Origin of the sequence: Vibrio sp. 397, from assembly GCF_033339395.1 — a bacterium.
In the GTDB taxonomy this organism is placed as follows: Bacteria; Pseudomonadota; Gammaproteobacteria; order Enterobacterales; family Vibrionaceae; genus Vibrio; species Vibrio alginolyticus.
The window spans coordinates 18,337-32,357 of the sequence record NZ_JAWOUN010000016.1; the positions used below are offsets into that span (position 1 = coordinate 18,337).

The following is a 14,021-nucleotide window of genomic DNA, read 5'->3' on the forward strand; positions in this document are numbered from 1 at the left end:
CTCGTTTTAGCGATTTCAGAGGGCTGGTCTTCTAGTCTCTAGCAAGCCAGTCACCCTCTTCATAACTAGATATAAGGTCGTCAAAAATGACTTTCAAGGGAAAAAACAAAAAATTTTTAAAGCATCCACTATCCCCTTGAACAGCTTAGTTCCTCATCACTTCGCGATCAGTGATAAAAAGCCCGCCGTTCTGGAGGGCTCAATCTACACTTTACTTGCGGGAGGATTTACGCGCTTTTACAACGCCCTTTTCTGCCGCCTTTTCCTGCTTTAGTTTGCGCTTTTCTTTTAGACTCAACTGCGGTTGTTTCTTTTCTTTCTTACTCATGACTTCACCTCTATTTATTGGCACAACAGACAACCACACAGCATTTTCTGAGCTGGTGGTTGCGATTGATGAACAATTTCAGTAATCACAAAGCAGCGTCGCTGATTAAAAATTTCCACTTCGAGCGCATCATTTTTAGCTCGACCTAATAGTCGAGACCCCAAATAAGAATCGACCGCGAGCATACCTGTCATGGGTTGCCCCTTGCGCGAGCTGACCAATGTCATGCGATATTGATAGGCGCGTTCAACATCCACTAAGCGAACCGTGTCCCCAACCGCAATACGAGTTCGGTTACGGCAATGGGCTTGTTGCTCGCAGGTTTCAAATAGCGATAACAACCTTAGTGGTGATTGATAGGTTAAAAAGCGACTGGTTAACCACCAAGTTCGCAGCGCCAAGCAGTACGCTGAGAACCAGCGTTCAAACATGATTATTTCCTTCTTAATGCCTTGTCTTACAAATAAATTCAGTGCATTGAACCGGAAGTGCATCACTTCCGGCTTAGTTCAGGAAAGTCATCACCATTTTCTTAGTCTCCTTATTCATCAGCTCTTCAGCACTATAGCGAGCAGAAAAAAGAAAGCAAAAACGCTCAAGCGAACAAAATGGCGAGAAAAAAAGAAAACAGAAATAAAATGGCAGGCTTGATCGGGTTGTTGGCAGTTAGTACCAGAAAAACATCCGCTTTAGCAGAAAGTGGCGATTTTAGCTGGTGGTAAAACAAAAAAAGCAGCGATTTCTCGCTGCTTTTTACTATCACGAACAGTGTCGTTATACGTCTAGGTTCGCTACTTTCAGTGCGTTCTCTTCGATGAAGTTACGACGAGGTTCTACTTGGTCACCCATTAGCGTAGTGAACAGTTGATCTGCGCCTACCGCATCTTCAATCGTTACCTGCATCATACGACGAGTTTCTGGGTCCATGGTGGTTTCCCAAAGTTGGTCTGGGTTCATCTCACCTAGACCTTTGTAGCGCTGACGGCTTAAGCCACGCATTGACTCTTTCACTAACCAGTCAAGCGCTTCTGCAAAGTTTGCCACTGGCATAGTACGCTCACCACGTTTGATGTACGCGCCTTCTTCCAGAAGTCCATCAAGTGCTTCTGATAGATCAGCCAACTTGCCGTACTCTTTCGAGTTTAGGAAGTCGATGCTAATTGCATGTTCGTGCGTCACGCCGTGAGTACGAACCACAATCTTAGGCAAGTTTAAGCCTAGCTCTTCGTGCTGCTCAACTTCGTAGCTGTACTGGCTTGCACCCACTTCTTTCGCATTCAGCTGTTCAATAAGCTGCTTCGTCCACGCTTCCACAACTGATGCGTCATGGCATTGCTCTGGCGTTAGGCGAGGAGTGTAAATCAACTCGTTTACCAAAGCACTTGGGTAACGACGGCTCATACGTTCCGCCAGTTTGATACCCGCATTGTACTGTTGAACAAGCTTCTCTAGTGCTTCACCAGCCAATGCTGGTGCTTCTGCGTTTACGTGTAGCGATGCATTGTCCAGAGCCAATGATACTTGGTATTGGTTCATCGCTTCTTCATCTTTGATGTACTGCTCTTGTTTGCCTTTTTTCACTTTGTATAGTGGTGGCTGAGCGATGTACACATAGCCACGCTCAATAAGCTCTGGCATTTGACGGTAGAAGAAGGTCAACAGTAGCGTACGGATGTGCGAACCATCGACATCGGCATCGGTCATGATGATGATGTTGTGGTAACGAAGCTTGTCCGGGTTGTACTCGTCACGACCGATACCACAACCTAGTGCGGTGATCAGTGTTGCTACTTCTTGAGAAGATAGCATCTTGTCGAAACGTGCTTTTTCTACGTTAAGAATCTTACCTTTTAGCGGTAGGATTGCTTGGTTCTTACGGTTACGGCCTTGTTTTGCGGAGCCGCCTGCCGAATCACCCTCCACTATGTATAGTTCAGAGAGTGCCGGATCTTTTTCCTGACAGTCTGCAAGTTTACCTGGAAGGCCAGCTAGGTCTAGTGCACCTTTACGGCGCGTCATTTCACGAGCTTTACGCGCTGCTTCACGAGCACGTGCTGCATCGATGATTTTCGAACAAACCATCTTCGCTTCTGTCGGGTTCTCAATCAAGAACTCAGACAGTTTTTCACCCATTGCAGACTCAACAGCTGATTTCACTTCAGAAGAAACCAGTTTGTCTTTTGTTTGGCTTGAGAACTTAGGATCAGGCACTTTCACCGAAACAACCGCAGTTAGACCTTCACGCGCATCGTCGCCTGAAGTCGCTGTTTTCGCTTTCTTCGAGAAACCTTCTTTATCCATAAAGCTGTTCAATGTACGTGTTAGCGCAGCACGGAAACCAGCAAGGTGAGTACCACCATCACGCTGTGGGATATTGTTGGTAAAGCAGAAGATGTTCTCTTGGAAACCATCGTTCCATTGCATCGCCACTTCAACTGAAATGCCGTCTTCACGCTCAGAGTTAAAGTGGAAGATTTTTTCGATGATTGGCGTTTTGTTGGTGTTTAGGTGATCAACGAACGCTTGAATACCACCTTCATACATGAAGTGATCATGTTTGTCCGCTTCACGTTCATCAACCAATTTGATCGACACACCAGAGTTCAGGAATGACAGTTCACGCAGGCGTTTCGCCAGAATGTCATAGTGGAACTCAGTGTTAGAGAACGTCTCGGCACTTGGCCAGAAACGAATTTGTGTACCGGTTTTATCCGTATCACCCACAACGGCTAGTGGCGCTTGAGGCTCACCATGGCGGTAGGTTTGCGTATGGATATGGCCACCACGATGAATCGTTAGCTCAACTTTCTCTGATAGTGCGTTTACTACTGAAACACCTACCCCGTGAAGACCACCCGATACTTTGTATGAGTTATCGTCGAACTTACCACCCGCGTGAAGAACCGTCATAATTACTTCTGCTGCAGAGACATTTTCCTCTGAGTGGATTTCTGTTGGAATGCCACGACCATCATCGCTAACGGAAACCGAGTTATCCTCATGAATTGTCACAACGATGTCTTTACAGTGACCTGCCAACGCTTCATCAATTGAGTTATCCACCACCTCGAAAACCATGTGGTGAAGGCCGGTGCCGTCGTCCGTATCGCCGATGTACATTCCTGGACGCTTACGTACCGCATCCAGACCCTTCAGTACCTTAATACTCGATGAATCGTAATTTTCAGACATGAGTTTCTCTCTTCTAGTTTGACTCTATCCTGCCATGTTCCACATGAAACAATTTACCGTTATCGTCCAACATATCGGCGATTTGGCTTTCAGTGATAGAGCTTACAAATACTTGTGCGCCCGTCTCTTTTAAGCAGTCAGCAAGACGCTTGCGACGTTGGCTATCTAATTCCGACGCGAAGTCATCAATTAGGTAAATGCATTGTTTACCGGCCATCTCTGTCAGGTGTTGCCCTTGCGCTACACGCAATGCACACACCATGAGTTTTAATTGACCGCGTGACAGAACATCTTCAACGGGCGTTCCGTTCACTTTAATGCGCAAATCAGCTTTGTTTGGGCCACTAAAGGTGTATCCCAATGCCTGATCACGCTCAAAATTCTTTTCTAGTATCTCGTGGTATGGAGTGTCTTTATCCCAGCCACGATAATACTTCAATTGGATCTCAAATTCTGGCAAAAATGTCTGACAGATAGTTTCTGCGACGGTTTTCATCTGCTCGATGTAACTTGCTCGCCATTGGCTGATGTTTTCAGCCAATCCTGCCATTTCCTGATCCCAATAACTGAGCTCACGATAACTATTGGCGGTTTTCAACAACGCGTTGCGCTGCTTGTTCAGGCGCTTGAACCTTCCCCATGCTTGATAAAAAGCGGGCTCGGTATGAAACACGCCCCAATCAATAAACGCACGACGATGTTTAGGGCCATCTGTCAGTAAATCAAACCCTTCTGGGTGTATCAACTGCAGAGGCAGAACTTGTGCCAACTGCGCTAATTTTTGTCCAGATTGACCGCCTATTTTAACCTCTGTTGAGCCATCACGCTGCTTATTAATGCCGATAGGTAGCTCAAATTGATCCGAGTTCAAAAAACGGCCATGAACAAACAGTTCGTCACACTCATTTTGTATCACTCGTCCGGTGAGAGAGCTCTTGAATGAGCGGCCATGCCCGAGCAGATAAACCGCTTCTAAGACACTGGTTTTACCGCTGCCGTTCGGCCCGATAAGAAAGTTAAAGCCTGCTGATAACTCAATATCACAGGCTTTAATGTTTCGAAACTGCTGAATGATGAGACGAGAAAGAGGCATTCAGTTGGCTTATAGACGAATTGGCATCACCACGTACATGGCACTGTCATCGTCGGCATTTTCAATCAACGCGCTAGCGTTAGCATCCGACATCGACACTCGTACATTTTCACAACGCAACGTGTTCAGAACATCAAGCACATAGCTTACGTTAAAGCCGATTTCGATGGCGTCACCTTCAAAGGTTACATCAAGCATCTCTTCCGCTTCTTCTTGTTCTGGGTTATTCGCGGTTATGCGCATTTCAGTATCAGCCAGATTCACACGCACGCCACGGAATTTTTCGTTGGAAAGAATAGCAGCACGAGAGAAGGCTTGGCGCAACTCGTCACAACTTGCTATTAGTGTCTTATTGGTGCTCTGAGGCAATACACGGCGGTAGTCAGGGAAACGACCATCAACCAACTTAGAGGTAAAAGTAAAGTTATTCACCTCAGCACGAACATTGGAGCTACCGATCTGAAGTACTACGGGCTGCTCTGGCGCATCCATCAACTTTACTAATTCTTGCACACCTTTGCGTGGCACGATGATTTGCTTCTGCGCAAAGTCCGCACCTAGCTGAGTTTGCGATACCGCCATACGGTGGCCGTCCGTCGCTACGCTGCGTAGCGTGGTGCCGTCAATTTCAAACAACATGCCGTTGAGGTAGTAACGAACGTCTTGATTCGCCATCGAGAACTGAGTTTTGTCGATCAGCGTACGTAAATCAGCTTGGCTCAGTGATACTTCCACTTCACTTTGCCAGTCTTCAATATTAGGGAAATCGTTCGCAGGAAGCGTTGCCAACGAGAAACGGCTGCGACCAGAGCGAACTTGTACGCGATCACCTTCTAATACAAATGTGATGATCGCATCGTCCGGTAAACCACGACAGATATCGAGAAACTTACGCGAAGGAACGGTAATGCTGCCCGCTTCAAAATCACCTTCTAGCGTCACTTTGCTTACTAACTCTACTTCAAGATCGGTTGCCGTCATCGACAATACGTTCTCTTCTACTTTAAGAAGTAGGTTACCCAGGATTGGCAGAGTTGGTCGGCCACCTAAAGCGCCCGAAACCTGCTGTAGCGGTTTGATTAAATGACTACGTTCAATGGTAAATTTCATGCTTGGCTCTTTACGCTGTCAGCTCAATAAATGATTTGCTTAGAATACCGTTATTCTAACCGATTACGAAGACAGGGTGCGAATCAAGTTAGAGTAATCTTCTTTAATGTCGTGGCTCTCTTCACGCAGCTGCTCAATCTTGCGACAAGCATGAAGTACGGTCGTATGATCGCGGCCCCCAAACGCATCGCCAATTTCAGGCAAGCTATGGTTGGTTAGTTCTTTTGCTAACGCCATAGCCAGCTGACGAGGACGCGCTACAGAACGAGAACGACGCTTAGACAGCAAGTCCGCTACTTTAATCTTGTAGTATTCCGCCACGGTCTTTTGAATGTTATCGATCGTCACCAGCTTCTCTTGTAGAGCAAGCAGATCGCGCAGCGCTTCACGAACAAAATCAATCGTAATTGGACGACCAGTAAAGTTCGCGTTCGCGATAACACGGTTCAGTGCACCTTCGAGCTCACGAACGTTCGAACGCAGACGCTTGGCAATGAAGAATGCCACTTCATCAGCAAGGTGGATTTGGTGATCTTCAGCTTTTTTCATCAAGATCGCCACACGCGTTTCAAGCTCAGGTGGCTCGATCGCAACAGTAAGACCCCAACCAAAGCGAGATTTAAGACGATCTTCAACGCCATTAATTTCTTTAGGATAACGGTCAGACGTTAGAATGATCTGCTGATTACCTTCCAATAGTGCGTTGAAGGTATGGAAGAATTCTTCTTGTGAACGTTCTTTATTAGCAAAGAATTGGATGTCATCGATAAGGAGCGCATCCACGCTGCGGTAGTAGCGTTTGAATTCTTCAATCGCATTGTTTTGCAGCGCTTTTACCATGTCTTGCACAAAACGTTCTGAGTGCATGTAGACCACTTTTGCGTTCGGGTTGTTATCCACAATCGCGTTGCCCACCGCATGCAACAAGTGCGTTTTACCCAAGCCCGTGCCGCCGTATAGGAACAGCGGGTTGTATGCTGCACCAGGATTATCCGATACCTGACGCGCCGCAGCCAAACCCAGTTGGTTCGACTTACCTTCAACAAAGTTATCGAACTTGTGTTTTGGGTTCATGTTTGAGCGGTGATTGATAGCCGCAATCGCTTGAGCGTCGTCATCCCAGGTTTTGTGTACTGGCTTACGCGCCTGTAATTGCGCAGGTGCAGATGACTCGGCAGCCACATCTGCAGGCGTACGTGTCGGCGCTGGTTTTGGTGCAGAGACAGGTCGGCTCCCCACTTCAAAACGTAAGTTAGGAATATCGCCACCGCAGTATTCCTGCAGTAAGCGAGTAATATTGTTCAGATACTTATCACGCACCCAGTCCAACACAAAGCGGTTTGGCGCGAATAGAGTGAGAGTATTGTCATTGAGCTCCGCTTGTAGCGGACGAACCCACATGCTGAATTCTGTAGCTGGTAGCTCTTCTTGAAGCTGCTGCAAACATTGCAGCCAAAGCGAAGATGACACGGTGCCCCCACTGAGTAATTGAATTATCGGAAAAGACTGGCAATTTTACCTGTTGATAACCAAGATCGCCAGCGATTGATCGACGATCCAGTGAATAAGATCCAAGTTATTCACAATTATTTCTGCAAACTTGATGAGATCAACACACCTTGCCCCAAATTTGCCCACACAACGATCCACAATTGGGCAAAATTAACAAGATCGAGCGATTGGTGATAAGTCTGTGTATTATTTTATTCCCAATGCTGATTTTGTCGATCATTTCGCTAGGTTCAGTTCGCATTTTCGTCACATTTAACATTCTTCTTCTATTATCTAATAACTCACAGGTCTAGGTTATTGCTCTTGGTTATTTATTTAATTGAGCTAACTAACAGTAGTATTTCCAACCATAAAATTATGGAGATGTATTATGAAAAACTGGATTAAGGTTGCCGTTGCAGCCATTGCACTGTCGGCAGCAACCGTACAAGCCGCTACTGAAGTCAAAGTTGGTATGTCAGGTCGCTACTTCCCGTTTACTTTTGTAAAGCAAGACAAGCTACAAGGCTTTGAAGTCGACATGTGGGATGAAATCGGTAAACGTAACGATTACAAAATCGAATACGTAACAGCCAACTTCTCTGGTTTATTTGGTCTTTTAGAAACAGGTCGTATCGATACGATCTCCAACCAAATCACCATGACTGATGAGCGTAAAGCTAAATACCTATTTGCTGACCCTTACGTTGTAGATGGCGCACAAATTACCGTGCGTAAAGGCAACGACAGCATCAAAGGTGTTGACGATCTTGCGGGCAAAACCGTTGCGGTGAACCTAGGCTCTAACTTTGAGCAACTGCTGCGTCAATACGACAAAGACGGCAAGATCAACATTAAAACGTACGACACAGGTATCGAACATGACGTGGCGCTCGGTCGTGCAGACGCGTTTGTAATGGATCGTCTTTCTGCGTTAGAGCTGATTAAGAAAACTGGCCTTCCTCTGGAATTGGCAGGCGAACCGTTTGAGACCATTCAAAACGCATGGCCTTTCGTTGACAACGAGAAAGGTCGTAAGCTGCAAGAAGAAGTAAACAAAGCACTGGCTGAGATGCGCGCAGATGGTACAGTAGAGAAAATTTCCGTGAAGTGGTTTGGCGCTGACATCACGAAATAAGAACTCTTTGTACTTTAGGCCGCAAAGTGGTATCACTCTCGGACTAAAATAAACTTACGTAAAGGTGGAACTTGTTTTCCACCTTTTCTTTTCTCTAGCCTTTAGGTAAGCCGTATGGGATTTGACTTTAATTACATGTTGGAACTGCTGCCGATATTGCTGAAATATCTTGGCACAACCATGGAAATGGCGACATGGGGATTGGTGTTTTCGCTGATTTTATCCGTCATTTTAGCCAATATTCGCGTATTTAAACTGCCAGTTCTGGATCAATTAAGCCAACTGTACATCAGCTTCTTCCGTGGCACCCCACTGTTGGTTCAGCTTTTCCTGCTTTATTACGGCTTACCGCAAATTTTTCCATTGATGGTCGGTATCGACGCCTTTTCAGCAGCGGTTATCGGTTTAACGCTGCACTTTGCCGCTTATATGGCGGAAAGTATTCGTGCCGCCATTATTGGCATTGATCGCAGCCAAATGGAAGCGAGCTTATCGGTCGGTATGACGACATCCCAAGCAATGCGCCGAGTGATTTTACCTCAAGCAACGCGTGTCGCACTGCCTTCATTGATGAACTATTTCATCGATATGATCAAGTCAACGTCTCTCGCTTTCACGCTTGGTGTGGCCGAAATCATGGCGAAAGCACAGATGGAAGCCTCATCAAGTTTCCGTTTCTTTGAAGCTTTCCTTGCGGTTGCTCTTATTTACTGGGGCGTGGTGGTAATTCTGACTCGCGTACAAATCTGGGCAGAAGCAAAACTGAATAAGGCGTACGTACGATGATTAAGTTAGAAAATATTCACAAACGTTTTGGTGAGACTGAAGTGCTGAAAGGCATCGACCTCGATATTAAGCAAGGTGAGATCATCGTGATTATCGGCTCAAGTGGTACGGGTAAATCAACCTTGCTGCGTACGGTGAACTTTCTAGAACAAGCAGATGAAGGTCGTATCACGATAGATGACATCTCCGTTGATACTCAAAAACACACTAAAGCCGAAGTATTAGCGCTGCGTCGTCGAACTGGCTTTGTGTTCCAAAACTATGCCCTGTTTGCCCATATGAATGCGCGCCAGAACATTGCCGAAGGTCTAGTGACCGTTCGAGGTTGGAAAAAAGCCGATGCTCTCAAACGAGCGCAACAAATTCTGGATGACATCGGCCTTGGGGATAAAGGCGATAGTTATCCAGCGGCATTATCTGGCGGCCAACAACAACGCGTGGGTATCGGCCGAGCGATGGCGCTGCAACCAGAACTGCTGTTGTTTGACGAACCAACTTCTGCGCTGGATCCTGAATGGGTCGGTGAAGTTCTCTCATTAATGAAGAAGTTAGCTAATCAGCATCAAACCATGCTGGTGGTGACGCACGAGATGCAATTCGCGAAAGAAGTCGCTGATAGAGTGATCTTCATGGCGGAAGGCAATATCGTTGAGCAAGGTTCTCCACAGGATATCTTCGATAATCCACAAGATCCTCGTTTGAAAAAATTCCTTAACCAAGTAGGAATAGAGTAACGATCAAGCATCAGGATCGATTGATCCTTGAGATTTTACTCACACTACGTATAATCGCCCGGCCGGAATTTCGTACTCATTGAGTCATTGACACATTATGTGAGTGTGATTACAATTCCGCCTCTTTGTTGAGAGGCGTCGGTTGTCCTTCTCTATATAAAGAGCTTCTTTATATAAGAAAGCAAATACCCACGCCGGGTTTAACAAGAACCTAAAACTACTGATCAGTAAAGGTAATTATCATGAAACGCACTTTTCAACCTACAGTTCTAAAGCGCAAGCGTACTCACGGCTTCCGTGCTCGCATGGCAACTAAGAACGGTCGTAAAGTTATCAACGCACGTCGTGCAAAAGGCCGTGCGCGCCTATCAAAATAATCGCTAGTTTATTTTGAACACGTACGCGTTTAATCGGGAGTTACGTTTGTTAACTCCCGAGCATTATCAAAACGTCTTCCAGCAAGCTCATCGAGCTGGCTCGCCTCATTTCACCATCATTGCTCGCAATAACAAACTTTCTCACCCACGATTAGGTTTAGCGGTTCCCAAAAAGCAAATCAAAACGGCTGTCGGTCGTAACCGATTTAAGCGTTTGGCTCGTGAAAGCTTTCGTAACAATCAACATCAGCTTCCAAACAAAGATTTTGTTGTGATTGCAAAGAAAAGCGCGCAAGATTTAAGCAATGAGGAAATTTTTAAGTTGTTTGATAAGCTATGGCAACGCCTGTCTCGCCCTTCACGTGGATAGCCATTGGGCTCGTTTATCTGTATCGCTGGTTTATCAGCCCTTTGATTGGTCCTCGTTGCCGGTTCACACCAACCTGTTCCACTTACGCGCTAGAAGCTTTGAGAGCTCACGGTTTTGTAAAAGGATGTTGGTTATCAGGCAAACGTCTATTAAAATGCCACCCTTTGAATGAAGGGGGGTATGACCCCGTTCCACCAGTCCAAAAACAAGACAGAGATAACTAACGATGGATTCTCAACGTAATATCCTGCTCATCGGTTTGGCCCTGGTTTCTTTTTTGCTGTTTCAACAATGGCAAGTTGCAAAGAATCCAGAACCTCAAGCAGTTGAACAGGCTCAATCAAGCAGCACTCTACCTGCACCATCTTTTGCTGATGAACTTGACCCAGTTCCTGGTCAACAGCAAGCTTCTGCAAAAACTATCACAGCAACGACTGATGTTTTAACTCTGTCGATCGACACCGTTGGTGGCGATGTGGTACATGCCAACCTTAACGAATACTCTGCTGAGTTAGATTCATCAGATTCCTTTGTTCTGCTTAAAGACGCTCAAGGTCACCAATTTATCGCTCAAAGCGGTCTAGTGGGTCCTCAAGGTATCGACTTGAGCAGCACAAATCGCCCTCACTACAACGTAAGTGCAGACAGCTTCACAATGGCTGACGGTCAAGATGAACTTCGCGTTCCGATGACATTCACTGCAAACGGCATCGAATACACCAAAACTTACATCTTTAAACGCGGCAGCTACGCGCTTAATGTTGAATACGATGTAGTGAACAACTCAGGCAACAACGCAACATTTGGTATGTACGCTCACCTACGTCAAAACCTAATGGACGATGGTGGTAGCATCACAATGCCTACTTACCGTGGTGGCGCATACTCAACAGAAGATACGCGTTACAAGAAGTACAGCTTTGATGATATGCAGGATCGCAACCTGTCTCTTAACCTAGCCGATGGCCAAGGTTGGGCAGCAATGATTCAGCACTACTTTGCCGCAGCTTGGATCCCACGTAACGAACCAGGTACTAACCTATACACTCGTGTAATTGGCAACCTAGGCGACATCGGCGTTCGTATGCCGAACAAAACTATCGCAACAGGCGATCAGGCTAAGTTTGAAGCAACACTTTGGGTTGGTCCAAAACTGCAAGATGAAATGGCAGAAGTGGCACCTAACCTAGACCTAGTAGTGGACTACGGCTGGTTATGGTTCATTGCGAAGCCTCTTCATATGTTGCTTTCATTCATCCAGAGCTTTGTTGGCAACTGGGGTGTGGCAATCATCTGTCTGACCTTCATCGTTCGTGGTGCAATGTACCCACTAACAAAAGCGCAATACACGTCTATGGCGAAAATGCGTATGCTTCAGCCTAAGCTGCAAGCTATGCGTGAGCGCATCGGTGATGACCGTCAGCGCATGAGCCAAGAAATGATGGAACTGTACAAGAAAGAGAAAGTGAACCCACTAGGTGGTTGTTTACCTCTTATCCTACAGATGCCTATCTTCATCGCGCTTTACTGGGCACTAATGGAATCGGTTGAGCTACGTCACTCTCCATTCTTCGGTTGGATTCATGACCTTTCAGCGCAGGACCCTTACTACATCCTGCCTCTACTGATGGGTGCGTCAATGTTCCTAATCCAGAAGATGAGCCCGACAACGGTAACGGATCCAATGCAGCAGAAGATCATGACCTTTATGCCGGTTATGTTTACCTTCTTCTTCTTGTTCTTCCCATCAGGTCTCGTTCTGTACTGGTTGGTGTCGAACATCGTAACGCTTATCCAGCAAACTATGATCTACAAAGGATTAGAGAAAAAAGGCTTACACAGCAAGTAACCTTTTAGGAAATGATTGAGAAAGGCGGCCAAAAGGTCGCCTTTTTGTTTTTGGCTGATTACAATTCAGCTAATTAATTGTAATGGCTCCCTAGGTATCTTCCCTATAGCCCAGCTCAAAAGGCAAAATTATGACTACAGATACGATTGTCGCTCAAGCGACCGCGCCTGGTCGTGGCGGTGTCGGTATTATTCGTGTTTCTGGCCCTAAAGCCAACCAAGTGGCGTTAGAAGTCACTGGCAAAACACTAAAGCCCCGCTACGCAGAGTACCTGCCGTTTAAGTCAGAAGATGGCACTGTGCTTGATCAGGGCATCGCACTGTACTTCCCTAACCCACACTCATTTACAGGTGAAGACGTACTTGAGCTGCAAGGCCATGGCGGCCCTGTCGTGATGGATATGCTGATAAAACGCATTCTAGGTATAGATGGTATTCGAGCTGCTCGCCCTGGTGAGTTCTCTGAACGCGCATTTCTGAACGATAAACTCGACCTCGCTCAAGCCGAGGCGATCGCAGACCTCATTGATGCCAGTTCTGAAGAAGCAGCAAAATCGGCACTGCAATCCTTACAGGGCGCATTTTCAGGCCGCATTAATACCTTAGTTGAGTCGCTGATTCATTTGCGTATCTATGTTGAAGCAGCCATCGACTTCCCTGAAGAAGAGATCGACTTTTTGGCCGACGGTAAAGTGGCTGGTGACCTACAAGCCATCATCGACAACCTAGATGCGGTGCGCAAAGAAGCTAACCAAGGCGCTATTATGCGTGAAGGGATGAAAGTCGTGATTGCGGGTCGTCCAAATGCGGGCAAATCAAGCCTACTGAACGCGCTATCGGGTAAAGAATCTGCAATCGTAACCGACATCGCAGGAACCACGCGTGATGTACTGCGTGAGCATATCCATATTGATGGCATGCCACTACACATCATTGATACAGCAGGTTTGCGTGATGCTTCCGATGAAGTAGAGAAAATCGGTATCGAACGCGCGTGGGATGAAATAGCCCAAGCAGACCGCGTGTTGTTCATGGTGGATGGCACGACAACCGATGCCACCGATCCGAAAGATATCTGGCCAGATTTTGTGGATCGCCTACCAGACAACATTGGCATAACGGTGATCCGTAATAAAGCGGATCAAACGGGTGAAGATATGGGGATCTGCCACGTCAATAACCCTACTCTTATCCGTTTGTCAGCGAAGACTGGTGCAGGGGTTGAAGCTCTGCGCGATCATCTCAAGGAGTGTATGGGCTTCTCTGGCAACAGTGAAGGTGGGTTTATGGCTCGTCGTCGTCATCTCGATGCATTAGAACGTGCCGCACAGCACCTTCAAATAGGCCAGGAGCAGCTTGAAGGCTATATGGCAGGTGAAATATTGGCTGAAGAGCTACGCATCACCCAACAACATCTCAATGAGATTACCGGTGAGTTCAGTTCTGACGACTTACTGGGACGAATCTTCTCTTCATTCTGTATCGGGAAGTAAATAATCGAACGCGCGGTGCTGAGCTTAACTCACACCGCGTTTCTTTTTGTACGGCAAGCCA

General features: G+C 46.5%; 13 protein-coding genes. 8 read left to right on the top strand and 5 right to left on the bottom strand.

From position 1 onward, the window contains the following. Positions 1-342: 342 nt before the first annotated feature. The 5 genes from R7P36_RS20255 to dnaA form a co-directional block, all read right to left on the bottom strand. The gene (locus tag R7P36_RS20255) at positions 343-759 is read right to left on the bottom strand and encodes a GreA/GreB family elongation factor (protein WP_017821918.1); all 417 of its coding nucleotides are present in this window, start codon (positions 757-759) and stop codon (positions 343-345) included. Between the two features lie 343 nt (positions 760-1,102). Next, positions 1,103-3,520: a DNA topoisomerase (ATP-hydrolyzing) subunit B gene (gene gyrB / locus R7P36_RS20260; protein ID WP_005378841.1), complete on the bottom strand. Its 2,418-nt coding sequence runs from the start codon at positions 3,518-3,520 to the stop codon at positions 1,103-1,105. 13 nt (positions 3,521-3,533) lie between these two features. Beyond that, positions 3,534-4,613 (bottom strand): DNA replication/repair protein RecF, encoded by a 1,080-nt coding sequence (gene recF / locus R7P36_RS20265; protein ID WP_005378839.1) that lies wholly within the window; start codon positions 4,611-4,613, stop codon positions 3,534-3,536. A 9-nt stretch (positions 4,614-4,622) separates the two neighbouring features. After that, positions 4,623-5,723: a DNA polymerase III subunit beta gene (gene dnaN, locus R7P36_RS20270; protein ID WP_005394106.1), complete on the bottom strand. Its 1,101-nt coding sequence runs from the start codon at positions 5,721-5,723 to the stop codon at positions 4,623-4,625. A 63-nt stretch (positions 5,724-5,786) separates the two neighbouring features. Beyond that, positions 5,787-7,193, bottom strand: a complete 1,407-nt coding sequence (dnaA, locus tag R7P36_RS20275; protein ID WP_005378835.1) for a chromosomal replication initiator protein DnaA — start codon at positions 7,191-7,193, stop codon at positions 5,787-5,789. Between the two features lie 412 nt (positions 7,194-7,605). Between dnaA and R7P36_RS20280 the strand changes: the two genes are divergently transcribed. From R7P36_RS20280 to mnmE, 8 genes are all read left to right on the top strand, one after another. Next, a complete protein-coding gene (locus R7P36_RS20280) occupies positions 7,606-8,352 on the top strand; it encodes an amino acid ABC transporter substrate-binding protein (RefSeq protein WP_005378831.1) in 747 nt (248 codons plus the stop codon). A gap of 114 nt (positions 8,353-8,466) precedes the next feature. Further along, positions 8,467-9,138 carry an amino acid ABC transporter permease gene (locus tag R7P36_RS20285; protein WP_005378829.1) on the top strand — a complete coding sequence of 224 codons (672 nt, stop codon included), beginning with the start codon at positions 8,467-8,469 and terminating at the stop codon, positions 9,136-9,138. Next, positions 9,135-9,872, top strand: a complete 738-nt coding sequence (locus R7P36_RS20290) for an amino acid ABC transporter ATP-binding protein (RefSeq protein ID WP_005378827.1) — start codon at positions 9,135-9,137, stop codon at positions 9,870-9,872. Before R7P36_RS20285 ends, R7P36_RS20290 begins: the two co-directional genes overlap by 4 nt. A 242-nt stretch (positions 9,873-10,114) precedes the next feature. Beyond that, a complete protein-coding gene (gene rpmH / locus R7P36_RS20295) occupies positions 10,115-10,249 on the top strand; it encodes a 50S ribosomal protein L34 (protein WP_005378825.1) in 135 nt (44 codons plus the stop codon). Positions 10,250-10,295: 46 nt separating this feature from the next. Beyond that, positions 10,296-10,619 (top strand): ribonuclease P protein component, encoded by a 324-nt coding sequence (gene rnpA, locus R7P36_RS20300; RefSeq protein WP_005394102.1) that lies wholly within the window; start codon positions 10,296-10,298, stop codon positions 10,617-10,619. Then, a complete protein-coding gene (gene yidD, locus R7P36_RS20305; protein WP_005378822.1) occupies positions 10,586-10,843 on the top strand; it encodes a membrane protein insertion efficiency factor YidD in 258 nt (85 codons plus the stop codon). Before rnpA ends, yidD begins: the two co-directional genes overlap by 34 nt. A 2-nt stretch (positions 10,844-10,845) precedes the next feature. Continuing rightward, the gene (gene yidC, locus R7P36_RS20310) at positions 10,846-12,468 is read left to right on the top strand and encodes a membrane protein insertase YidC (RefSeq protein ID WP_318122292.1); all 1,623 of its coding nucleotides are present in this window, start codon (positions 10,846-10,848) and stop codon (positions 12,466-12,468) included. 130 nt (positions 12,469-12,598) lie between these two features. Next, entirely contained in the window at positions 12,599-13,960 is a 1,362-nt protein-coding gene (gene mnmE, locus R7P36_RS20315) for a tRNA uridine-5-carboxymethylaminomethyl(34) synthesis GTPase MnmE (protein ID WP_005383836.1), read from the top strand. The last annotated feature ends 61 nt before the right edge of the window (positions 13,961-14,021 follow it).